Below are 22,629 nucleotides of genomic sequence, written 5' to 3'. Positions count from 1 at the left end.
TAACCGGAAATATCGTTGATCAATCGTGCTCAAATAAAAAAGCACGGTAAAAACCGTGCTTTTTATCAACAAACAACTATTTGTTTTTCTGTGAGCGAATATAATCAAGCGTTTTTAACTGGGCAATTGCTGCTGCTAATGCCGCATGCGCTTTCGCCAAAGACTCATCATCTTGGGCTTTAGCAATATTGGCTTCAGCCGCTTTCTTCGCCTCTTCAGCGCGCGCTTGATCCATTTCTGCAGTACGTACAGCCACGTCGGCTAACACAGTCAGTCTATTCGGTTGCACTTCCAAAACTCCCCCGGAAACTGCAACTAATACTTCCTCTGCTGAACCGGGTACTGTTAGACGCAAAGTACCCGGACGTACTAAACTCATGATCGGCTCATGTCGCGGGTAAATACCGAGCTCGCCAGTCACGGTAGGCACTACAACGAAAGATGCCTCGCCCGAGAAAATATTTTGCTCGTTACTAACCACCTCAACTTGCATGATGCTCATGCCGACCTCCTTAGTTTATGGTTTTTGCTTTCTCTACGGCTTCTTCGATACCGCCAACCATATAGAAGGCTTGTTCTGGCAAGTGGTCGTACTCACCGCTCAGAATAGCTTTAAAGCCAGCAATGGTGTCACGTAATGGAACGTATTTACCCGGAGAACCAGTAAACACCTCTGCAACGTGGAACGGTTGCGACAAGAAGCGTTGGATCTTACGTGCACGCATTACGGTTAATTTGTCCTCATCAGACAACTCATCCATGCCCAGAATTGCAATGATATCGCGCAATTCTTTGTATTTTTGCAAAGTAGATTGAACGCCGCGAGCCACATCATAATGCTCTTGACCCAACACCATCGGATCCAGCTGACGAGAAGTAGAATCCAGCGGATCTACAGCAGGGTAAATACCCAAAGAAGCAATATCACGGCTCAATACTACTGTAGCATCTAGGTGGGCAAATGTAGTTGCCGGCGACGGGTCGGTCAAGTCATCCGCAGGAACATATACAGCTTGGATAGAAGTAATAGAACCGGTTTGAGTAGAGGTAATCCGTTCTTGCAAGCGACCCATTTCTTCAGCCAAAGTCGGTTGATAACCTACTGCTGAAGGCATACGGCCCAACAGTGCGGAAACCTCGGTACCGGCCAAAGTATAACGGTAAATATTATCTACGAAGAATAATACGTCGCGGCCTTTACCGTTTTCGTCTTTTTCATCGCGGAAATATTCGGCCATCGTCAAACCTGTCAATGCAACACGCAAGCGGTTACCCGGAGGTTCGTTCATCTGACCGTAAACCATGGCCACTTTATCCAATACGTTGGAATCTTTCATTTCATGGTAGAAGTCATTACCTTCACGGGTACGCTCACCTACACCAGCAAACACAGACAAACCACTGTGCGCTTTGGCGATGTTATTGATCAATTCCATCATATTTACGGTTTTGCCTACACCGGCACCACCAAACAGACCTACTTTACCACCTTTGGCGAAGGGGCATAATAAGTCAATTACCTTAATACCTGTTTCCAGCAATTCGGTTGCTGCTGAAAGTTCATCAAACTTTGGTGCGGCCTGATGGATAGCGCGTTTGCTTTCAGAATTTACCGGGCCTGCTTCATCAACAGGGTTACCCAGCACATCCATAATACGACCCAAAGTAGCTTTACCTACAGGTACAGTGATCGGCGCACCAGTATTAGCAACAGCCATGCCACGTTTCAAGCCGTCTGAACTACCCATTGCAATGGTACGTACCACACCATCACCCAACAATTGTTGGACTTCGAGCGTCAAATCACCTTCTACTAATTTCAGAGCATCGTATACGCGCGGAATTGCATCACGAGGAAACTCCACGTCAACTACCGCACCGATGATTTGTACGATTTTGCCTTGGCTCATTATCGTATCCTATTTTAAGTGCAAGGCCCCGCCTTAAACAGCGGCGGCACCTGCCACAATTTCTGACAACTCTGTGGTAATCGCAGCTTGCCGCGATTTATTGTATACCAAGCGCAACTCTTTAATTGCATTGCCCGCATTATCAGTAGCTGCTTTCATTGCCACCATACGTGCGGCCTGCTCAGAAGCCATATTGTCGCTCAATGCCTGATATACCACAGACTCTAAATAACGGCGGACCAAATATTCCAACACAGTGCTTGCACTGGGCTCGAAACGATAGTCCCATTTATACTCATTGCTGAGGCTGCCCTCTTCCAATGTTTCGGCACCAATAGGCAGTAATACTTCCATACGAGGCTCTTGGCGCATTGTATTTACAAAGCCAGAGTAAACCAGATGAATAACATCAAGTTTTTCATCTTCGTAACGTTGAAAGATTTCTGTAAGCGGGCCCACCAGCATTTCCAACTTAGGCGTATCACCCAAATTGGTTGCACTGGCAATCACATTCATACCAATGCGCTGGCATGCAGCCAAACCTTTGCTACCCAAACATACGACTTCTACTTCAACGCCTTGTTGATGATATTCCTGTACTTTACCTAAGAATTTCTTCAACACGTTTGCATTCAAACCACCACATAAACCTTTATCGGTCGTAATAAGAATGAAACCTGCGCGCTTAACACTTTTGCGCGGCGCCAACAGCTTGATGCCGTGATCGGAGTCGGTTTGGGCCAAATGACCCATTACCGAGCGTACTTTTTCAGCATACGGACGCGCCAAGCGCATCCGCTCTTGAGTCTTCCGCATTTTAGAGGTTGACACCATCTGCATCGCTTTAGTGATCTTTTGGGTATTTTGAACACTACGGATTTTGGTGAGAATCTCTTTTCCTACTGCCATTTCAGACTCCTTTCATCAATGCTCTTAGGCTTGGTAGCTATAAGAAGCTTTGAAAGTTTTCATGGCTTCGGTCAGGGCTTTTTCATTGTCATCAGACATCGCACCCGAAGCATTGATTGCATCTAATACTGCAGGCAGCTGGGTACGTACGTAACTGAGGAACTCACGCTCAAATGCCAGCGCCTTAGATACAGGTACGTCTGCATATGAACCATTGTTAATTGCCCACAAAGTCAAAGCCATTTCAGCAGTATTCAATGTGCTGAATTGCTTTTGCTTCATAAGTTCGGTTACTACTTCACCATGCTGAAGCTGTTTGCGGGTTGCTTCGTCCAAATCCGATGCAAATTGCGAGAATGCCGCCAACTCACGGTATTGAGCCAATGCCAACCGGATACCACCACCCAGTTTTTTGATGACTTTAGTTTGTGCAGCGCCACCTACGCGAGATACGGAAATACCTGCATTGATAGCGGGGCGAATACCCGAGTTAAACAAGTCGGTTTCCAAAAAGATCTGGCCGTCGGTAATAGAAATCACGTTGGTCGGCACGAATGCAGATACATCACCGGCTTGCGTTTCAATAATCGGTAATGCAGTCAATGAACCTGTTTTACCTTTTACTTCGCCATTGGTCAATTTCTCTACTTCGTCAGCATTAATACGTGCTGCACGCTCTAGCAAGCGGCTGTGCAAATAGAAAACGTCACCAGGGTATGCTTCACGGCCAGGAGGACGACGCAGCAATAGAGAAATTTGACGATATGCGACAGCTTGCTTAGACAAGTCATCATATACAATCAAAGCATCTTCACCACGGTCACGGAAGAATTCTCCCATGGTACAGCCGGCATAAGGTGCAATAAATTGCAAAGCCGCAGCTTCTGATGCAGTAGCAGCAACAACAATTGTATGCTCCATGGCACCATGCTCTTCCAGCTTACGCACTACGTTTGCGATTGAAGAAGCTTTTTGGCCAACAGCAACATAAATACATACAACACCGGTACCTTTTTGGTTAACGATCGCATCCAGTGCCACAGCGGTTTTACCAGTTTGACGGTCACCAATGATCAACTCACGTTGACCACGGCCAATAGGCACCATAGAATCAATCGCTTTCAAACCGGTTTGCATCGGCTGGTCTACTGACTGACGCGCGATTACACCCGGGGCGATTTTCTCAATCGGGGCAGTTTGTGCTGTATTGATCGGGCCTTTACCGTCAATGGGACGACCCAATGCGTCGACAACGCGACCAACCAGTTCACGACCGATTGGTACTTCCAAGATACGACCGGTACAAGTTACTGTATCGCCCTCTTTAATATGCTCATACTCACCCAATATAACGGCGCCTACGGAGTCACGCTCCAAGTTCATGGCTAAGCCGAAAGTATTGCCGGGGAATTCGAGCATTTCACCTTGCATAACGTCTGATAAGCCGTAAATACGAACAATACCATCAGTTACAGAAATAACGGTACCGCGAGTGCGGACTTCTGCATCAACTGATAAATTTTCGATTTTGGCTTTAATCAAATCGCTAATTTCAGCAGGATTAAGCTGCATGAAAACTCTCCTAATTTGTCATAGCCGCATACAAAGCTTGTAATTTGCCTTGCAGCGACAAGTCCAACACCTGGTCACCGATTTCCACCTTCACACCGCCGATCAACTCCGGATCAACTTCCGTGCCAACCTCAAGTGCCGTATTGAAACGTTGCTGCAAATCAGCTGTTAATTCGGCTAATTGCTGTGCTTCCAAAGGGTAGGCACTATAAATAATAGCACGTTTGGTTCGGTTTAATGCCAGGGTTAGGTCTTGGTATTGTGCATAAATTTCAGGCAAAACCTGAAGACGCTTCTGCTCGGCCAATACTGCTAAAAAATTTTCCAAGCCGGTATCTGTAATACCTACCAGTTGAATCAGCGTAGCGGCTTTTTCAGCAGAAGATTGTTCGGGTTGCTCAATCAGCGCGGCAACTTTGGGTTGCTGCACGATTGTTGCCAGTTGTTCAAGTCCGCCCAACCAAGACTCGATTTGGTTTTTCTCTTGTGCCAAACCGAATAATGCTTTTGCATACGGTCTGGCGATGGTTGCGAACTCTGCCATAAGATTACAGCTCCTGTTTCAGGGAGTTGAGCATTTGCGCATGCTTATTGGCATCCACCTCGCTACGCAAAATAGACTCAGCACCTTTTACCGCCAAAGCAGCAACTTGTTCACGCAAGGCTTCGCGGGCGCGATTAGCCTCTTGCTCCACATCAGCTTTAGCTTGTGCCGTAATACGGGCAGCCTCTGCCGCAGCTTGGCTTTTTGCCTCTTCTACGATTTGAGCTGCACGTTTTTCCGCATTAGTAACCATTTCGGATACTTGATTGCGACCGTCGGCCAAGAGTTCTGCAACTTTCTTTTCTGCCTGTTCAAAATCACTTTTACCACGTTCGGCGGCTGCCAAACCTTCGGCGATTTTATCGGCGCGCTCATCCAACGCTTTTGCGATCGGAGGCCACACAAATTTCATAGTGAACCACACCAAACCGAAAAAGACGATTAACTGCGCAAATAAGGTTGCATTTAAATTCACTTTACTTAACCTTCGTATTAGGGTTAATCAAACAAACGGTGTTTCGCCTGTATCGAAACAAAGTCGCGTTCGGATTAGCCTGCAAACGGGTTAACGAAGGCGAACAGCAGAGCAATAGCCACACCGATCAAGAATGCAGCATCGATCAAACCGGCGATCAAGAACAATTTAGTTTGCAACGGGCCAATCAATTCAGGTTGACGGGCAGAAGATTCCAAATATTTAGAACCAACCATAGCGATACCGATTGAAGCGCCCAAAGCACCCAAAGCTACGATCAAACCACATGCGATAGCAATCAAACCCATTTTAAAACTCCTTAAAAAAAACAAAGGTTAAACTACGTTGAAAAAAACTACTTACTTTAAAACTACTCTAAATTTCAATTAAAAATACTTTAGTGCGCGTCATGTGCCTGGCCGATATAAACGAATGCCAAGGCCATGAAAATAAACGCTTGAAGGGTAATTACCAAAATATGGAAAATAGCCCAAATCAAACCGGCGATAATATGGAATACAAACATAATCGGATCTAAGACACCGATACTGCCCGATGCAGCCCATGCACCGCCTAACAAAGCAATCAGCATAAATACCAGCTCGCCCGCATACATATTGCCGAAAAGCCGCATGCCGTGTGAAACGGTTTTAGAGAAAAACTCTACAATATTCAAAACAAAGTTGGCCGGGCCTAATTTCGGTCCGAAGGGTGCGCTGAACATTTCATGCATCCAACCGCCAAAACCTTTAATTTTAACATTGTAATAAATACATACGATCAACACACCCAAAGCCAAAGCCAAAGTAGTGTTAAGATCTGCCGTCGGCACAACACGCAATAAGGCATGATGATCACCAGTTACCGCCTGCCAGGTCATTGGCAGCAGATCAACCGGCAACAAGTCCATGGCATTCATCAGGAACACCCAAACGAATACGGTCAAACCCAGCGGAGCTACGGCTTTACGAGATTGTTCGTTATGAACGATGCTTTTGCACATATCGTCCACAAATTCAAATAGGATTTCAACCGCAGCCTGAAAACGCCCCGGTACACCTGCCGTCGCTTTTTTTGCACCGCGCCATAAGAAGAAAGAACCCAAAATACCCAGCACAAGTGCAAAAAATACCGAATCTATATTGATATACGAGAAATCGGCGATATTTTTCAGGCCTTGCCCCTGGGTAACATCCGACAAACTGGTCAAGCTTTGCAAATGGTGCTTGATGTAGTCGGCAGCGGTAATAGATTCACTTGCCATAACGTTGAACTCTCAAAAATGCTAGAAAAACCACATGACTGACGATAAGCAGCCCCAGAAGAAACGGTATGAAATTTAATTTTTCATGCCACAGGACAAACACAAACAACATTATCACTACCGACAGTGCTATTTTTAAAAATTCTCCGATGATAAAACCTTTACCGGCAAGCTCTGGATAAGGTTTAAGAAATTTTAAAATCAACACCGTAACTGCTGAAGGAATCAAATAGCATATACCACCTGCGGCAGCGGACCAAAACGCCGTCCACCCTTCAATTAATCCGCTTAATACCGACACAACTGCCAAAGCGGCTAACTGCCAGCCTAAAATTTTCGTCATACAACACGCAGCTACATAGAATAATAAGCGGGGCTACTATAATCAAGATAGGTTTAGGCGTCAAGATAATTTGTTAATCTTTGTGAAATAATCTCTTGCATCCGACACATTTTACCTAAGTTCGAAAGTAACACATAAATACGTTACCAACTAAGAATTTACACTTCGCCCATATGTAATATAACGGTTTTTCAAGCTGCCAAACCAATCCTAAAAACAGGGCAAAGCCTTTTACTAATTTTTGTTAATATGTAAATATAGACTTGGTGTAAAACCCGACTTATGTAAAATCATCACATACTGGCAGGCAAATAAACTACATTCAACTACAAAATATAAGCCTAACCCGATTGCACTTACCACTACATATCTCATAAAGGTAGCGGCCTCGGGCTCAAATTGGCGCTTTATATGACTGCCAATCAATAAGGCTGCCCCCAAAGCAGCCTTATCAATAGTAAATAGCTAATGAAATTATTAAAAGTTTATTAAAAACTACTATCCACACCCAAACTTCTCAACAGGGCCTCTAATGTTTCCGGTGAATCAAAGTGCAAGATAATTTTGCCTTTTTTCTGATTGCTGGTTTGGATTTCAGCGTTTACGCCCAAACTTTCGGTTAAACGCTCGTTCAAGCGGCGAATATCAGGGTGTATATTTTTAGGCACATCGCTTTTTTTAGCCTGCTGCACCATTTGGCTGCGACGCTCCACTTCTCGTACAGACCACCCGTTTTTCACCGTTTTATGTGCCAAGGCCAATTGCTCGACTACCGGCAAAGTAAGTAATGCACGAGCATGCCCCATTTCCAAACGGCGCTGGTAAAGCATATCCTGTACAGGTTCGGGCAAGCTCAGTAAGCGCAAACTATTGGAAATTGCACTACGGCTTTTTCCAACGGCCTTAGCTATTGTTTCATGCGTTAAACTAAACTCATCGGCTAAGCGTTTCAAACCGCGGGCTTCTTCAATCGGGTTTAGGTTTTCACGTTGCAGGTTTTCAATCAAACCCATGGCCAAAGCCGCTTCGTCATCAATCGTTTTGATAACGACCGGTATTTCCGTCAATCCAGCCAGTTGGCTGGCCCGCCAACGCCGCTCGCCTGCAATCAATTCGTATTGGGATAATCCGCGTTCTCGCACAATAACCGGCTGAATCACACCTTGCGCCTTAATCGACTCGGCCAACTCCTCCAAAGCCTCATTATCCATTTGCACACGGGGTTGGTAGCGCCCCGGTTGGATATCTCCGATAGCCACGCTGGTCAGGCGGTCACCCTCACCACCATCTATACTGTTTGCCAATAAAGAATCTAAACCGCGACCTAGGCCGCCTTTGGGTTTTGCCATGTTTGTTCCTTTTCAGACGGCATATTCAAATCTTTCTTATTCTAACCAATAACGCCACACCGATAAAGATACCCTGCCGAACACACCATCCATTACAATATCGCATTAATGTTTATGCAATCACAACGCCTGCTGTTATTCTCAGCATTTCCCACTTGAGGCCGTCTGAAACCATAATGAATTCCACTTATCATTTTGATACCGTTATCATTGGTGCCGGAGCTGCCGGCATGATGTGCGCCGCACATGTCGGTCAAACCGGTAAAACCGTAGCCTTACTTGATCATGCTACCAAAATCGGCGAAAAAATCCGCATTTCCGGAGGCGGCCGCTGCAACTTTACCAACCGCAATCTGAACGGACACGACGGTTCACAATATTTTGTTTCGGAAAACCCGCGCTTCGTACGCCATGCGCTCTCTCGCTACACCAGCCAAGACTTTATAGCCCTGCTCGACAAACACGGCATCGCTTATCATGAAAAACACAAAGGCCAGCTGTTCTGCGATCACAGTGCGCAAGACATCATCCGCATGCTGCAAAACGAATGTGCCGCAGGACAAGTAAGTTGGCATACCGGCTGCGACATCCACACCATCACCACTATTTCAGAAACAGATACAGAATATTTTCTCATCCGCACCGGCAAAGGGCAGTTCCAAAGCCGCAATCTCATTATCGCCACGGGCGGACTGGCCGCACCTGCCGTAGGCGCCACTCCTTTGGGCTACGAAATTGCCAAACAATTCGGACACACTATCATTACACCACGTGCCGCCCTCGTACCTTTACGCTTTGAACATTGGGAACAACTCGGCTACCACACCATGGCCGGTATTACCCTGCCCGTACGCATCAGCAGCGGCAGCGGCAAACAAACCGTAGCATTCGACGAAGACCTGCTATTTCGCCATAAAGGCCTCAGTGGCCCGGCTATCTTACAAATTTCCAGCTACTGGCAACCCGGAGAGCTAATCAGTATCAACCTAGCTCCCGACATCGATTTAGCCGTAACACTCTGCCAAAACAAACACGGGCAAAAAATACAACTCAATAACGCCCTTAAACAACTTTGTCCCCATCTCCCCGAACGCCTGCTCGATTTTTGGCTGCGACAACCCGACTACGCCCCATATTCCGCCCACAAATGGGCAGATATACCCAACCACCTATTGCAACAGCTCGGCAGCAGCCTCAATAATTGGCAGCTTTGTCCCAGCGGTTCAGACGGCCACAAAAAAGCCGAAGTCACCCGCGGCGGCGTAAATGTGAAAGAGATCGACCCCAAAACCATGCAAAGCAAACTGAAGCCCAATCTGTATTTTATCGGCGAAGTGCTTGATATCACCGGTTGGCTCGGCGGTTACAACTTCCAATGGGCATGGGCATCGGCTGTTTGTGCGGCGGAATCCGTTACGGCATGAACCACATCCGCCCTCTCCCTCTGCCCATACTGGTACCTAGCGGCGGACAATGGTGCGTTTACCTGCTGCTGTGCCGTAACGGCGCATTGTATTGCGGCATCAGCAACCGCCCAGCCGCCCGCTTTAACGCCCACCTAAGCGGCAAAGGCGCACGCTTCACACGTATCAACCCTCCTGTTTCCATGCGCTTGGTATATAGCAGCCTGTCTCGCAACGAAGCTTGTCGCCTCGAACCGCGCATTAAAAAACTGACCTCCGAACAAAAAAGAATACTGTGGCATAGTCTGCCGGAGTATCTGCCACTGACTCTATCTTCATAAAATAAACCTTTATTATTTTCCGCTATCCGATATTAAGGCCGTCTGAAAAATAAGTTTCAGACGGCCTTTGCTTTATAATCACAACTATCTTAAATTATTCAGACGGCCTAAATATCATGTCTCAAACCTTATTACTCGTTGACGGTTCTTCCTATCTTTACCGCGCCTTTCACGCCATGGCTCCTTTGACCGCACCCGACGGTACACCCACAGGTGCGCTCTACGGCGTATTGAATATGCTTCGCCGCTTGCGTGCCGATTACCCCCACAGCCATGCCTGCTGCGTATTTGATGCCAAAGGTAAAAACTTCCGCCACGATCTATACCCCGACTACAAAGCCACCCGCCCGCCCATGCCCGACGAATTACGCCCGCAAGCCGAAATGCTGCCCGAATTGGTACGCCTGATGGGCTGGCCGGTATTGGTCGTACCCAATGTAGAGGCAGACGACGTTATCGGCACCTTGGCGCGACAAGGCGAGGCCGAAGGCTGGCAAGTGGTGGTGTCCACCGGTGATAAAGACATGGCGCAATTGGTATCCGAACGCATCACGCTGGTGAATACCATGAGCAACGAAACACTGGATATCGAAGGCGTGAAAAACAAATTCGGCGTTACCCCCGCACAAATCCGCGATTATCTGGCCTTGATGGGCGACAAGGTCGATAACGTGCCCGGCGTAGAAAAATGCGGCCCCAAAACCGCGGTGAAATGGCTGGAAGCCTACGGCACCTTGCAAAGTGTGATGGAAAACGCCGCAGCAATCAAAGGCAAGGTAGGCGAAAACCTGCAAGCAGCCCTACCGCAATTACCGCTTTCCTATGAATTGGTTACCATTAAAACCGATATCGACTTGCACAGCGAACTGCCCGAAGGCTTGCACAGCCTACACCGCAAAAGTCCGCGCTGGTCACAATTGGCGGTTGAATTCAAGCGCCTTAACTTCCGCACTTGGCTGAAAGAAGCCGAGGAGCGTATGCACGAAGGCAACGGCGATTTGTTCGGCAGCGCCGAAATCGGCGAACAAGCCGCACAAGCAGCATTGGCACCAACCGATACGCAGCCCGAAAAAGCCGCCGCCCCCTCAAACCTTGATTACCAAGCCATTACCACCGAAGCCCAACTGGCAGCGTTACTAAACAAACTGGAACAAGCGGATACTATCGGCATCGATACAGAAACCACCAGCCTCAACCCGATGGAAGCGCAATTGGTCGGCATCAGCATGGCCTTTGCCGCAGGCGAAGCCGTTTATATCCCGCTCGGGCACACGCCTACCGCCGCTCCAGAACAGCTTGATTTACAAACCACCTTAAGCCGTCTGAAACCGTATTTGGAAAATGCCGCACTGAAAAAAATCGGCCAAAACCTCAAATACGACCAACACGTTTTCGCCAACTACGGCATTGCCCTAAACGGCATTGCCGGCGACGCCATGCTGGCTTCTTATATTATCGAAAGCCATTTGGGACACGGTTTGGACGAATTGGCAGAACGCTGGCTCGGCCTACACACCATTACCTATGAATCCCTATGCGGAAAAGGCGCCAAACAAATCAGCTTTGCCGACGTGGCATTGCCGCAAGCCACCGAATACGCCGCCCAAGATGCCGATTTCGCCCTGCGTATCGAAAGCCATCTGAAAGCGCAAATGGACGCCAAACAGCTTGAAATGTACGAACAAATGGAGCTGCCCGTCGCCCAAGTATTATTTGAAATGGAGCGCAACGGCGTTTTGCTCGACAAAGACGAACTGGCGCGCCAAAGCCACGAATTGGGGCGCGAACTGCTTGATTTGGAACAGCAAGCCTATGCGATTGCCGGGCAGCCCTTCAACCTCAATTCGCCCAAACAACTGCAAGAAATCCTGTTCGATAAAATGGGCATTCCCACCAAAGGACTGAAGAAAACCGCATCGGGCGGCATTTCCACCAACGAGGCCGTGCTTGAAACACTCGCCCCCGACTATCCGTTACCGAATATCATTCTACAAACCCGCAGCTTAGCCAAACTCAAATCCACCTACACCGACAAGCTGCCCGAAATGATCAATCCCCAAACCGGCCGCGTACACACCACCTACGCCCAAGCCGTAGCGATTACCGGGCGGCTGGCCAGCAACAATCCCAACCTGCAAAACATCCCTATCCGCACCGAAGAAGGCCGCCGCGTCCGCCGTGCCTTTATCGCACCCGCCGGCAGCGTCATTGTTTCCGCCGACTACTCGCAAATCGAGCTGCGCATTATGGCGCATTTGAGCGGTGACAAAACCTTGCTTGCCGCGTTCCAAAACGGCGAAGACGTTCACCGCCGCACCGCAGCCGAAGTGTTCGGCATCGCTCCCGAGCAAGTGGGCAGCGACCAACGCCGCTACGCCAAAACCATCAACTTCGGCCTGATTTACGGCATGGGGCAATACGGCTTGGCCAAATCGCTGGGCATCGACAACCTGTCGGCCAAAAACTTTATCGACCGCTATTTCGCCCGCTACCCGGGTGTGGCCGAGTACATGCAGCGCACTAAAGAGCAAGCCGCCGCACAAGGTTACGTTGAAACCCTATTCGGCCGCCGCCTGTATTTGCCCGATATCCGTGCCGCCAACGCCAACCAACGCGCCGGAGCCGAACGCGCCGCCATCAACGCCCCCATGCAAGGCACCGCATCCGACCTGATCAAACGCGCCATGATCGCCGTTTCCGAACGCCTGCATTCAGAAGGCCTGCAAAGCAAACTGATTATGCAAGTGCATGACGAACTGGTGCTGGAAGTGCCCGAAGCCGAATGGCCGAAAATCCAAACTCTGCTACCCGAAGTTATGGCCGCCGTGGCAGACGGCGTGCTGAACGTGCCGCTGGTAGCGGAAGTGGGTATGGGTGTGAATTGGGAAGAGGCGCATTAAGCATCATGAATCTAAAAGTAACTAAAAATAATTTAGAAAGGTTTAATTAATGGAGAAAACGATACGAGCCCTTATCGCAGAAGGTAAAAAGTTATTTAATAAAAATCAATATGATGATGCGATTTCAAGCCTTGATGAAGCATATAACCTGCTCCAAAACAATCAACCTCACGATACCCAACAAAAATGTGATATCCAATTTTGGCTTGGGCGGTGTTATTTAGAAAAAGCTCTGCAAACCGGCGATGAAGCTCAGACTCAAAGCTGGTTTGATGAAGCGATTAACCACCATGAAGAACAGCTGAAACTGGCGAGCCAACTGACGGATGAACAGAAGAAAATTGAAGAGCAAGGGAATGCACAACATTGGCTTGGGCAGTGTTATTTAGAAAAAGCGCTGCAAACCGGCGATGAAACTCAGGCTCAGAGCTGGTTTAAGAAAGCCATTAAACACCATAAAGAAGAGCTGGAACTGGCGAGCCAACTGACGGATGAACAGAAGAAAATTGAAGAGCAACAGATTGCACTATTTTGGCGTGGGCTGTGTTATTTTGAACTGGCTAATCAGATGGAAAAATCCGGCAAGTGTTCAGAAAAAATTTTTCAAAAATATTTTTCTTTAAAAGAATCTTTAATTGCTAAAAAATTAGAGATTGATACGGCCACAAATAAAAAGCTATCAAAAATGGAAAGGTATATTACTACCATTTTGGCTACCTTATATATTACTCCCTCTGAGCTAGGTGAGATACCGTTAGCACATTACGCTAGTCCTAAAGTATGTAGTTTGCTATTCGGTTTAAGTTTTGATTTAAATAAAGAGAATCATAAGAAACCAAAACAGATCAGCAAAATGCGTATGGGCAGTGCCAGCTATATGAATGATCCCATGGAAGGAAAGAGTTTATTTGAATTACTTAGTTTGCATGATTTGGATTTACAGAATAAAACCGATTTCAATGCTTATAATAATGCTTTTTTCAGCTGTTTTACCAGCCGCATTAATGATTTAAACCAATTCCGCCTGTATGGTAAAGAAGACGGCGTAGAAGCATCCGGCTGCTGTTTGGTATTTAATAAAGACGGCAAATGGCTAGTCAATTCTGATATTAGTATGGCTTACAAGTTATTAAAAAATGGTGGATTTTATAATGAAAATACAAAAATAAATAATCTGAAAAAAAATAAATCTGATTTTCCTCTCTATCAAGTGGCGTATATTGCCTATTTAGATGAATATCTAGATGAATATATAAAAAAATATAAATATCATTTTAAGTTAAAAAGCAACCAAAAAAATTTTGGTATTTATTTGCAATGTATTGGTAGTAGCGACACTTGGCACAAAATCAGATTAGAAAAGCTGCAAAAGGGGCTACATGATTTAATTGAATATATTAGAAAAAATAATTTATTAATAGAAGAAAAGAAAAGTTTAGAATATATACGCTATCTTTTTAAAGATTTTGCTTTTCGGGATGAGGAAGAGTTTAGGCTTTTAACTATTACTAAGCTTGGCGATTCTGAGCTTGAATATTGTTCAAATACCAATTCGGTTTATATGCCATACGCCGAAATATGCAATATGGTTAGCGAGGTGATATTGGGTGTAAATTTCGAAAAAACAAACAGCAAAAATAAAGTAGAGGTATTTCGCTACCATATGAAAAAACGTTGGCCTAAGGTGAAGGTGTCGCATTCTTCATTGCCTATTAATGCCAATCCTCCATACAAACCTGATTAGCCTTTATATATAAATACTTAAAATTTTCTCCATATTTCATAATATTAAAATAAATGCCGTCTGAAAAATTTTCAGACGGCATTTTCTATTAATCAATTACTCACAGTTTAATAAAAGTATTATTCCACCGTAACCGATTTAGCCAAATTACGCGGTTTGTCGACATCAGTTCCACGAACCAAAGCGGCATGGTAAGACAGCAACTGCACGGGGATTGTGTGAACGATGGGCGACAACACGCCGGCATGGCGCGGGGTACGGATTACATGTACGCTTTCGCTGCCGGTGAAATTACTGTCGAGATCGGTAAATACAAACAATTCACCGCCGCGCGCGCCTACTTCCTGCATGTTGGCTTTTACTTTGTCCAACAGGCTGTCGTTGGGGGCAATCACCACAATCGGCATATTTTCATCTACCAAAGCCAGCGGGCCGTGTTTCAGCTCGCCTGCGGGATAGGCTTCTGCATGAATATAGGTGATTTCTTTCAGTTTCAATGCGCCTTCGAGGGCAATCGGATAATGGATACCGCGACCGAGGAACAACGCGCTGGTTTTCTTGGCGAATTTTTGCGACCATGCGGCGATTTGCGGCTCAAGATTCAGCACGTGCTGGATACTGCCCGGCAACAGGCGCAGCTCTTCGCGGAAACGGTTTTCCTGCTCTTCTCCAACAAAACCGCGCAGCTTCGCCAAGGTAACGGCCAAACCGAATAATACGACCAATTGGGTGGTAAAGGCTTTGGTAGAAGCCACACCGATTTCCGCACCGGCGCGGGTATAAAGCACCAGTTCGCTTTCTCGCGGCAGGGCGGATTCCATGACGTTACAAATCGACAAGCTGTGCTTATGGCCGAGAGATTGGGCGTATTTCAACGCCTCCATGGTATCCAGTGTTTCGCCGGATTGGGAAATGGTGATAATCAGCTGTTTGGGGTTGGCTATCACATCACGGTAGCGGTATTCGCTGGCAATCTCAACATCTGTCGGGATTTTAGCAATGGATTCAAGCCAATATTTACTGGTAAGCGCGGAATAGTAAGAAGTACCGCAGGCTAAGATTTTGATGCTGTCGATATCTTCGAATACTTCGCGGGCTTTTTCGCCGAAGTTTTCAGGATTAAAGCCGCCATCGATAAATACTTCGGCAGTATCCGCAATCGCTTTAGGCTGTTCATGAATTTCTTTTTGCATGAAATGGCTGTATGGGCCAAGCTCCAACGAAGCCAGCGAAAGCTCGGATACTTTTACTTTGCGTTCGGCAGGATTGCCGTTTTTATCAATCAGTTTTTTGATACCGCCGGCAGTCAGAATGGCGATATCGCCGTCTTCCAAATAAGCGATATTGCGGGTAAAGGCAATTACTGCGGATACATCAGATGCGATAAAGGTTTCTTGGTCGCCCAATGCAACCAGCAACGGGCAACCCATACGCGCCACAACCATTTCTTCGTGGTTGTCGTTGGCAATCACGCCGATGGCATAAGCTCCGTGGAAACGGGCGCAGGCAGATTTAACAGCTTCGAACAAATCACCGCCGTTATTTTGATATTCGTGCTTTACGCTGTGGGCAATTACTTCGGTATCGGTTTGCGATTCAAATTCATAGCCCAAGCCTTGCAGACGGATACGCTCTTCTTCGAAGTTTTCGATAATGCCGTTATGCACCACGGCAATCAGGCCGCCTGAAATATGCGGGTGGGCATTAGGTTCGGTTACACCGCCGTGGGTTGCCCAACGGGTATGACCGATACCCATATGACCGTGTACGCCTTTGGCACGCGCTGCGTCTTCCATCAACTGCACACGACCTACACGGCGCACTCGGGTGATTTTTTCGCCGGTTTGCACAGCAATGCCGGAAGAGTCGTAACCCCGATATTCAAGACGTTTCAAACCGTCTGTTAAAAAGTCCACAACGTTGTGGTTGGCACGAATAGCACCTACGATACCGCACATAAAAGTTCCTTAGTATCAGATTGGTTAAAAATCCACACCGCTGACTTTCAGACGGCATGGGGCATAGTTATCAGTTTTTTAAACAGTTCTTTAAGCTTAACAGAAAGAGCGATCTCCGAAACTTCTCTCCGAAACTTCCCGTTGCATCTCTTTTAGAACGTTCTGGAAATTTAGTATCCATGCCATCTCTTTTAATTCTTGCTCGTAAATTTTCTTCAGAAATTTCCCCTCGCCAATAATCCCCAACAGCATCAGCCAACTTCCCTGCTTTACCTCGAGAACCATGGTAAATCATTGAATATAAACTAGCACGTTGTTCTTCAGATAATGCTTCAGCTGGGCAATTTTTCTCTCTTAACAGTCTATTTAGTCTGTTCTTATACTCAGAAGAGATGCCATTATATAATTTCAACGTTTGTTCATGAGTCATTGTAAACTGCATAACGCTATGAGAAGAAGTTAAAATATCCCATGAATAAGTTTCCTTGTTAAAAGATATATCTCCTAATACAGATTGGGCCTCTTGCCCAAATTTAGATTTTTTGAAAGCTGCTAGATTCTGAAATTTTTCATCTTTATGTTTATCTAATACATCTGTATACTTTTCTAAAGTTGCAATTAAATTTTCCCGATCACTATCCGATAAGTTTGTTATATCCGCTAGTAGATTAACTCGAGAATAATTTAACTCCCAACTTCTATCCTTTTGTCGTTCAACCAGCAATACCCCTATTCCAGCTGTAGGAAGACCATAAATATCCAAATAAATATTATTAATAAATGCTTCATTCTTCTCGACTAACCTATCACGAACATCTATATATTTTTTATTATCAAAGTTTTGAATTGTATCCATATTTTTCACTCTTATTCAGGTTGCCACGAATTATCAATCCAACAAAATTTTTGAGGCTCTAAATAATCTGAGCTGTTGCGGACAATATATTCTATTTTAATACAGCCTGGTTTTGTAACACTGATTGTACCTTCATACGGTATATTGTCCATTCTATTAGTAAAATATTGTGTTTCAGGATTAAATATATACAAAGTGGTTACTAATTGTAAAGATGGATATATTGAAAATGCAAGAATATCTAGGTATCCATCATTATTAAAATCCTTAACTTCCAACAAATCTGAAATATCTGCATTTTTTAAAGGAGTTCCCTCTTCTATTATCTGAACCTTATTATTATCTTTATTAATAATTTTTATATTATAGCGCTCATTTTCTAATTTTGTTTTATCTGGAAATACAATAGAAAATTCAAAAGGAAAATTTTTAATTTTGGGTAGAATATCTTCTTTTGAGTTATTTACTTGTTTAAAAAAATTACCACAACCTGAAATTAATAATATTAGAATAGTAAAATAAAAAATAATCTGAATTTTTTTTCTAATTAATTTCCCCACTTCCACCATTTATCATCTCCTTTTTCTTAATTTGTTTGCTTAAAAACTATTTATTTACCAATATCATTATCTATATCCCCATAAAAGACAATGATTTTTGCATAATAGTTTATTTTTCCACATCCTATTATTCCTTTATCTTTTCTAAATCAGTTGACCAGCTTTTACACTAAGCTTAATCATCTTCGTGTAAAAATTTTCTCTGCAACAAACAATATCTACCTAATTAATCTACACAGCCATATCTGCATCAATTTTTTCCTCTGAAGAATATCCAAATAAAACCAAAGATACAATTCTGACCGAGCACATAGAAATTTTCTTGTTTTATTTATAGATCTTACTCAGGTAGCTGTTCAACCTCATACCTTTCCAACCATTTGCCGCTGCTCATCTAAAGATAAACTCATAACGCACCTTACTTAGCTTTCTCACCATACTCCTAATCACCGCTATTAATTTTGAGGTTAAGATAAGAAAATTTTTAGCTTGGTCAAAATCATTATATGCTCCTACTATTCACGTTCGGATTAAATATACCGATTCAATTTCCCAGACGGCCTCACTTTCGCTTGGGCCGTCTGAAAAACAGATTACTTTTTAGCCGGCTTTTCCGGGCGTATCCAACCCTCGATTACGCTTTGGCGGGCTCTGGCAAGCACCAGTTTATTTTCAGGGCATAATTTGGTAATGGCACTGCCGGCACCGATCGTCGCACGATTACCTACTGTTACAGGTGCGACCAAAACGCTGTTTGAACCAACCCGAACTTCATCGCCGATAATGGTTTTGTATTTGTTTACGCCATCATAATTGGCAGTAATCGTACCTGCACCGATATTGGTTTTACTGCCGATTTCAGCATCTCCCAAGTAGGTTAGGTGGTTGGCTTTACTGCCCTGTCCTACCGTTGTATTTTTCACCTCGACAAAATTGCCGATATGCACTTCGGCGGCTAATTTGGCATTAGGCCGTAAGCGGGCAAACGGTCCGATTTGCCCACGCTCGCCAATTTCGCAACCTTCAAGATGCGAAAAAGGCTGAACTTTGGTACCCGCAGCAATCTTGGCATTGCGGATAAAGCAGTTGGCACCGATTTCTACATCGTCTCCAAGCTCTACTTCTCCTTCAATCACCACGTTAACATCAATTACAACATCTTGCCCGTGCTTCAAGCTACCGCGTAAGTCAAAACGTGCCGGATCGCGTAAGGTTACCCCTGCCGTCAGCAGTGTTTTTGCTTGTCCTTCTTGGAAAATACGTTCCAATTCGGCCAATTGCAATTTATTGTTTACACCGGCTGCCAAATAACTGGCCGAAACTTGAACCGGGTGTACTTTAATACCGTCTCGGTTAGCCAGTGAAATCAAATCAGTAAGATAGTATTCGCCTTGTGCATTATTACTCTGCAGAGCATTAAGCCAATTCTCAAGCTTGGCATTGGGTAGCACTAAAATACCAGTATTGGTTTCTTTTACGGCTTTTTGCGCAACATCGGCATCTTTTTCTTCAACGATCGCGACCACATTACCGTTTTCACGGATAATACGGCCATATCCTGTAGGATTATCCAGCACGTCCGTCAGCAGGCCAACTTCATCGCCAGCTGCTTCTAACAAAGCTTCCAAAGTATTACGATCGATTAAAGGTACATCGCCGTATAGAACCAATGTACGGCCTTCTTTAGGCAGATAGGGCAATGCCATTTTAACCGCATGTCCGGTACCCAGCTGCTCGGTTTGCTCTACCCAATTCACATTACGTTTTACACGCTCCAATACTTGCTCTTTACCATGCCCAATAACTACCGATACACTGGCAGGATTAAGGCTTTGAGCCGTATCAATGACACGTGCAACCATACTTTGGCCGCCGATTTCATGTAACACTTTTGGTAATTTGGAATACATGCGAGTGCCTTTACCGGCTGCAAGAATCACTATGTGAAGAGGGGTTTGGCTCATCATGTTTGGCCCTTTATTAAATAGTAGATTTATTAAAGAAAATTATTTTTCAGACGGCATTATTTTGCTACAACTATTATTTGATTGGTGGCTGCCATTTGGTACCGCCTACTTCTTTAGGCTCTACCGCATTAGGTTTAACCGCGTGGGGTTCTGGGCGAAAGCCGTTATAGTGCATATTCCTTGAATATGATCCATCTTGATAATAAACTCGTGTACCCGCTTCATATTTAGGCCGAAGACCTGTTTTACCATCTTCTTTTTGATAGGTTTCCCAGCTGCATCCGGTTAAAGCTGCAATCAAAACCAAAAGGGGAACGATACGCATCCCAGTATCCTTAATTAAAAAAATATAATCATATATTGTAATCAAATACGGATTGGCAGAATAGTAAAATTCATTACAAGGTCTTTCCCCATTCTGCTAAAGCAGCCATATTAATAGCGGTAAAATCGACAAATGAAAATTGGCTTTCACTTTGTCCAAACCATACTGTTTGCATACCTAAAGCTTTTGCCGTACGTAGGTTATCTAAACTATCATCTACCATAATACATTCAGACGGCATAACTTTTATAATTTGACAAACATTTAAATAAGCTTTGTCTGAGGGCTTATAAGCCAAATCTAGATCATCGGTTCCCAGTAAAGCCTCAAAATAAAACTCAAGCCCCAATTGTTTTATCAAACTCTGTATATAAAATGAAGGTCCGTTGGAAAATACTATTTTTCGACCCTTTAAAACAGCTAAAGTTTCCGCACTGCCTACCATTGGCACTAAAGCCTCAGAAAGCTTCTCTAAAGGGTGGCTACATTGCAAAAATTCATATATATCAATCTCGGGATGATGTAATTGTAATCCTGCTAATGTCGCTCCGTATCGGTGCCAATAATCTTTTCTAATATAAGAAGCCTGCTCTATATTTATCTTAAGCTTATTAGCTAAATAAACCGTCATATGCTGATTAATCAAATCAAAAATCCCTGCATCGGCATGATGCAGGGTATTATCAAAATCAAATAACCAAACCGGGCTCATAAATTCTAAATTCCCATAAAATATTGATATAAAATAACAAAAAATTAATTAATGCTTATAAATACTATTTTTAAAAACCTCAACCTATTTTTGTATAGAATCTCTATAATTAGTATGATACCTTATTCTTAAACAAACTTACCCAGTTAAATCACATGATTAAAAAAACCTTTTTACTCGGGCTGAGTTCACTACTTTTCAGCCTAAACGGCTTTGCTGCTACTGAGGTGCGTTTAGCCGTGCATAAATCATTTAGTCTGCCACAAGAAGTATTGGCAAAATTCGAACAAGAAAACAACGCCAAAGTTTCTATTATTAAAGTCGGTAGCGGTAATGAAATGTTGAATAAGCTTATTCTGAGCAGAGCTAATCCAATTGCTGATGCCGTCTATGGATTAGATAATGCCAATATTGGTAAAGCTAGCCAAAGCGGTATACTAGCCATCCACCAACCGCGAAGTAAAACCACGGTAGCAGGGCTCCCCGGTATTGCAGCTGTCAACTATGCTTATGTAGCTATCAATTATGATAAAAAATGGTTTGATCAAAAAGGATTAGCCCTGCCAAAAACATTAGAAGATTTAACTAAACCTGAGTATAAAGATCTTCTAGTGATGCCCAACCCTGGTACCTCCAGCCCTGGTTTAGCATTTTTAATGGCTAATATCGGGTATATGGGAGAACAAAAGGCATTTTCTTGGTGGGGAAATATGCGTAAGAATGGCGTAAAAATAACCAAAAGCTGGAGCGATGCCTACTACACTGAATTTACCCAAAACGGTGGTAGTCGTCCATTGATAGTCAGCTACACCACCAGTCCTGCGGCGGAGGTTTTCTTCAGCAAGGGCCGATACAGGGTTCCGCCGACAGGGAACCTGCTACTCAAAGGAGGCGTTTACCGTCAGGTAGAAGGCGCGGCGGTATTAAGAGGAGCGGCCCAACCGGCACTGGCCGGCAAGCTGGTGGCCTTTCTACAGGCCCCCGAGGCGCAACAGGCGCTACCCGCCGAAATGTGGGTCTACCCAGCCATCAAAGGCACCCGCCTTCCTCTCGCCTTTAGCTTTGCAGAGCCGCCGCCGGAGCACAGTACGCCCGGTTACAGCACCATCACCCGCAAACAACAGCAGTGGGTCAACCGCTGGATACGCACGGTTTTGCGCTAAAGCTAAGTATGCAGGACCGAAGCAAAGCCAAACAGCCGTACAATCCCCATAGATTGTACGGCTGTTTTTAGAAATCAGTATTTTTTAGTTTGTTTACTTGTTAGTTTGCTTTTCAAGAAGCAAATTAAAAGCCCCGGCTTTACCGGGGCTTTTAGGAATGGGTGTCTGGCAGTGACCTACTTTCACATGGGAATCCACACTATCATCGGCGCTGAGTCGTTTCACGGTCCTGTTCGGGATGGGAAGGCGTGGGACCAACTCGCTATGGCCGCCAGACTTAAACTGTCAAATTGATAAAGCCGTTATGGAAGGTTTATTCCACTTATTTATTATT

General features: G+C 44.9%; 21 protein-coding genes and 1 rRNA gene. 5 read left to right on the top strand and 17 right to left on the bottom strand.

Annotated elements, in window-relative coordinates:
- Positions 1-76: 76 nt before the first annotated feature.
- The 10 genes from LVJ86_RS00270 to LVJ86_RS00225 form a co-directional block, all read right to left on the bottom strand.
- The gene (locus LVJ86_RS00270; RefSeq protein ID WP_047760806.1) at positions 77-502 is read right to left on the bottom strand and encodes a F0F1 ATP synthase subunit epsilon; all 426 of its coding nucleotides are present in this window, start codon (positions 500-502) and stop codon (positions 77-79) included.
- 10 nt (positions 503-512) lie between these two features.
- Positions 513-1,910 carry a F0F1 ATP synthase subunit beta gene (gene atpD, locus LVJ86_RS00265; protein WP_047760805.1) on the bottom strand — a complete coding sequence of 466 codons (1,398 nt, stop codon included), beginning with the start codon at positions 1,908-1,910 and terminating at the stop codon, positions 513-515.
- Positions 1,911-1,943: 33 nt separating this feature from the next.
- Complete coding sequence (atpG, locus tag LVJ86_RS00260) at positions 1,944-2,819, bottom strand: F0F1 ATP synthase subunit gamma (protein WP_047760804.1); 876 nt, start codon at positions 2,817-2,819, stop codon at positions 1,944-1,946.
- 24 nt (positions 2,820-2,843) lie between these two features.
- The gene (gene atpA / locus LVJ86_RS00255) at positions 2,844-4,391 is read right to left on the bottom strand and encodes a F0F1 ATP synthase subunit alpha (protein ID WP_047760803.1); all 1,548 of its coding nucleotides are present in this window, start codon (positions 4,389-4,391) and stop codon (positions 2,844-2,846) included.
- 10 nt (positions 4,392-4,401) lie between these two features.
- Complete coding sequence (locus LVJ86_RS00250) at positions 4,402-4,935, bottom strand: F0F1 ATP synthase subunit delta (RefSeq protein WP_047760802.1); 534 nt, start codon at positions 4,933-4,935, stop codon at positions 4,402-4,404.
- 4 nt (positions 4,936-4,939) lie between these two features.
- Positions 4,940-5,410, bottom strand: a complete 471-nt coding sequence (locus tag LVJ86_RS00245) for a F0F1 ATP synthase subunit B (protein WP_047760801.1) — start codon at positions 5,408-5,410, stop codon at positions 4,940-4,942.
- A gap of 74 nt (positions 5,411-5,484) precedes the next feature.
- Positions 5,485-5,718 carry a F0F1 ATP synthase subunit C gene (gene atpE / locus LVJ86_RS00240; protein WP_004284425.1) on the bottom strand — a complete coding sequence of 78 codons (234 nt, stop codon included), beginning with the start codon at positions 5,716-5,718 and terminating at the stop codon, positions 5,485-5,487.
- An 89-nt stretch (positions 5,719-5,807) separates the two neighbouring features.
- Positions 5,808-6,674 carry a F0F1 ATP synthase subunit A gene (gene atpB, locus LVJ86_RS00235; RefSeq protein WP_047760800.1) on the bottom strand — a complete coding sequence of 289 codons (867 nt, stop codon included), beginning with the start codon at positions 6,672-6,674 and terminating at the stop codon, positions 5,808-5,810.
- Positions 6,664-7,017 (bottom strand): ATP synthase subunit I, encoded by a 354-nt coding sequence (locus tag LVJ86_RS00230; RefSeq protein ID WP_047760799.1) that lies wholly within the window; start codon positions 7,015-7,017, stop codon positions 6,664-6,666. The genes atpB and LVJ86_RS00230 overlap by 11 nt, the downstream gene beginning before the upstream one ends.
- 488 nt (positions 7,018-7,505) lie before the next feature.
- A complete protein-coding gene (locus LVJ86_RS00225) occupies positions 7,506-8,366 on the bottom strand; it encodes a ParB/RepB/Spo0J family partition protein (RefSeq protein ID WP_047760798.1) in 861 nt (286 codons plus the stop codon).
- A gap of 176 nt (positions 8,367-8,542) precedes the next feature.
- Here LVJ86_RS00225 and LVJ86_RS00220 point away from each other — a divergent pair, with 176 nt between their 5' ends.
- The 4 genes from LVJ86_RS00220 to LVJ86_RS00205 all read left to right on the top strand — a co-directional run bounded on the left by LVJ86_RS00220 (position 8,543) and on the right by LVJ86_RS00205 (position 14,754).
- On the top strand, positions 8,543-9,790 hold the full coding sequence (locus LVJ86_RS00220) for a BaiN/RdsA family NAD(P)/FAD-dependent oxidoreductase (RefSeq protein WP_047760797.1): 1,248 nt from the start codon (positions 8,543-8,545) through the stop codon (positions 9,788-9,790).
- Complete coding sequence (locus LVJ86_RS00215) at positions 9,787-10,110, top strand: GIY-YIG nuclease family protein (RefSeq protein WP_047760796.1); 324 nt, start codon at positions 9,787-9,789, stop codon at positions 10,108-10,110. The genes LVJ86_RS00220 and LVJ86_RS00215 overlap by 4 nt, the downstream gene beginning before the upstream one ends.
- A gap of 116 nt (positions 10,111-10,226) precedes the next feature.
- Entirely contained in the window at positions 10,227-13,010 is a 2,784-nt protein-coding gene (gene polA, locus LVJ86_RS00210; RefSeq protein WP_075968083.1) for a DNA polymerase I, read from the top strand.
- Positions 13,011-13,059: 49 nt separating this feature from the next.
- Positions 13,060-14,754 carry a tetratricopeptide repeat protein gene (locus LVJ86_RS00205; protein ID WP_047760795.1) on the top strand — a complete coding sequence of 565 codons (1,695 nt, stop codon included), beginning with the start codon at positions 13,060-13,062 and terminating at the stop codon, positions 14,752-14,754.
- 119 nt (positions 14,755-14,873) lie between these two features.
- Here LVJ86_RS00205 and glmS read toward each other — a convergent pair whose 3' ends face one another.
- From glmS to LVJ86_RS00175, 6 genes are all read right to left on the bottom strand, one after another.
- Complete coding sequence (glmS, locus tag LVJ86_RS00200; RefSeq protein ID WP_047760794.1) at positions 14,874-16,712, bottom strand: glutamine--fructose-6-phosphate transaminase (isomerizing); 1,839 nt, start codon at positions 16,710-16,712, stop codon at positions 14,874-14,876.
- 70 nt (positions 16,713-16,782) lie between these two features.
- Positions 16,783-17,568 carry a hypothetical protein gene (locus LVJ86_RS00195; RefSeq protein ID WP_047760793.1) on the bottom strand — a complete coding sequence of 262 codons (786 nt, stop codon included), beginning with the start codon at positions 17,566-17,568 and terminating at the stop codon, positions 16,783-16,785.
- A gap of 11 nt (positions 17,569-17,579) precedes the next feature.
- The gene (locus LVJ86_RS00190) at positions 17,580-18,137 is read right to left on the bottom strand and encodes a hypothetical protein (protein ID WP_047760792.1); all 558 of its coding nucleotides are present in this window, start codon (positions 18,135-18,137) and stop codon (positions 17,580-17,582) included.
- A 584-nt stretch (positions 18,138-18,721) separates the two neighbouring features.
- Positions 18,722-20,092: a bifunctional UDP-N-acetylglucosamine diphosphorylase/glucosamine-1-phosphate N-acetyltransferase GlmU gene (glmU, locus tag LVJ86_RS00185; protein ID WP_047760791.1), complete on the bottom strand. Its 1,371-nt coding sequence runs from the start codon at positions 20,090-20,092 to the stop codon at positions 18,722-18,724.
- 76 nt (positions 20,093-20,168) lie between these two features.
- A complete protein-coding gene (locus LVJ86_RS00180) occupies positions 20,169-20,420 on the bottom strand; it encodes a hypothetical protein (RefSeq protein ID WP_047760790.1) in 252 nt (83 codons plus the stop codon).
- 73 nt (positions 20,421-20,493) lie between these two features.
- A complete protein-coding gene (locus LVJ86_RS00175; protein ID WP_047760789.1) occupies positions 20,494-21,132 on the bottom strand; it encodes a pyrimidine 5'-nucleotidase in 639 nt (212 codons plus the stop codon).
- Positions 21,133-21,287: 155 nt separating this feature from the next.
- On the opposite strand from LVJ86_RS00175, the gene LVJ86_RS00170 reads away from it, so the two are divergent.
- Complete coding sequence (locus tag LVJ86_RS00170) at positions 21,288-22,295, top strand: thiamine ABC transporter substrate-binding protein (protein ID WP_244702574.1); 1,008 nt, start codon at positions 21,288-21,290, stop codon at positions 22,293-22,295.
- Positions 22,296-22,458: 163 nt separating this feature from the next.
- On the opposite strand, the gene rrf is transcribed toward LVJ86_RS00170, so the two are convergent.
- A 5S ribosomal RNA gene (gene rrf / locus LVJ86_RS00165) occupies positions 22,459-22,571 on the bottom strand.
- Positions 22,572-22,629 lie beyond the last annotated feature (58 nt).

The organism is Neisseria arctica, assembly GCF_022870905.1.
GTDB lineage: Bacteria > Pseudomonadota > Gammaproteobacteria > Burkholderiales > Neisseriaceae > Neisseria > Neisseria arctica.
The sequence above is the reverse complement of the archived record's forward strand: the minus strand, read 5'-3'. Positions and strand labels throughout refer to the sequence as shown.

What these genes read in the sequence shown, in the direction of transcription:
- LVJ86_RS00270 (WP_047760806.1), bottom strand. Translation starts at nt 502, where the DNA reads ATGAGCATCATGCAAGTTGAGGTGGTTAGTAACGAGCAAAATATTTTC.
- atpD (WP_047760805.1), bottom strand. Translation starts at nt 1,910, where the DNA reads ATGAGCCAAGGCAAAATCGTACAAATCATCGGTGCGGTAGTTGACGTG.
- atpG (WP_047760804.1), bottom strand. Translation starts at nt 2,819, where the DNA reads ATGGCAGTAGGAAAAGAGATTCTCACCAAAATCCGTAGTGTTCAAAAT.
- atpA (WP_047760803.1), bottom strand. Translation starts at nt 4,391, where the DNA reads ATGCAGCTTAATCCTGCTGAAATTAGCGATTTGATTAAAGCCAAAATC.
- LVJ86_RS00250 (WP_047760802.1), bottom strand. Translation starts at nt 4,935, where the DNA reads ATGGCAGAGTTCGCAACCATCGCCAGACCGTATGCAAAAGCATTATTC.
- atpE (WP_004284425.1), bottom strand. Translation starts at nt 5,718, where the DNA reads ATGGGTTTGATTGCTATCGCATGTGGTTTGATCGTAGCTTTGGGTGCT.
- atpB (WP_047760800.1), bottom strand. Translation starts at nt 6,674, where the DNA reads ATGGCAAGTGAATCTATTACCGCTGCCGACTACATCAAGCACCATTTG.
- LVJ86_RS00230 (WP_047760799.1), bottom strand. Translation starts at nt 7,017, where the DNA reads ATGACGAAAATTTTAGGCTGGCAGTTAGCCGCTTTGGCAGTTGTGTCG.
- LVJ86_RS00225 (WP_047760798.1), bottom strand. Translation starts at nt 8,366, where the DNA reads ATGGCAAAACCCAAAGGCGGCCTAGGTCGCGGTTTAGATTCTTTATTG.
- LVJ86_RS00220 (WP_047760797.1), top strand. Translation starts at nt 8,543, where the DNA reads ATGAATTCCACTTATCATTTTGATACCGTTATCATTGGTGCCGGAGCT.
- LVJ86_RS00215 (WP_047760796.1), top strand. Translation starts at nt 9,787, where the DNA reads ATGAACCACATCCGCCCTCTCCCTCTGCCCATACTGGTACCTAGCGGC.
- polA (WP_075968083.1), top strand. Translation starts at nt 10,227, where the DNA reads ATGTCTCAAACCTTATTACTCGTTGACGGTTCTTCCTATCTTTACCGC.
- LVJ86_RS00205 (WP_047760795.1), top strand. Translation starts at nt 13,060, where the DNA reads ATGGAGAAAACGATACGAGCCCTTATCGCAGAAGGTAAAAAGTTATTT.
- glmS (WP_047760794.1), bottom strand. Translation starts at nt 16,712, where the DNA reads ATGTGCGGTATCGTAGGTGCTATTCGTGCCAACCACAACGTTGTGGAC.
- LVJ86_RS00195 (WP_047760793.1), bottom strand. Translation starts at nt 17,568, where the DNA reads ATGGATACAATTCAAAACTTTGATAATAAAAAATATATAGATGTTCGT.
- LVJ86_RS00190 (WP_047760792.1), bottom strand. Translation starts at nt 18,137, where the DNA reads ATGGTGGAAGTGGGGAAATTAATTAGAAAAAAAATTCAGATTATTTTT.
- glmU (WP_047760791.1), bottom strand. Translation starts at nt 20,092, where the DNA reads ATGAGCCAAACCCCTCTTCACATAGTGATTCTTGCAGCCGGTAAAGGC.
- LVJ86_RS00180 (WP_047760790.1), bottom strand. Translation starts at nt 20,420, where the DNA reads ATGCGTATCGTTCCCCTTTTGGTTTTGATTGCAGCTTTAACCGGATGC.
- LVJ86_RS00175 (WP_047760789.1), bottom strand. Translation starts at nt 21,132, where the DNA reads ATGAGCCCGGTTTGGTTATTTGATTTTGATAATACCCTGCATCATGCC.
- LVJ86_RS00170 (WP_244702574.1), top strand. Translation starts at nt 21,288, where the DNA reads ATGATTAAAAAAACCTTTTTACTCGGGCTGAGTTCACTACTTTTCAGC.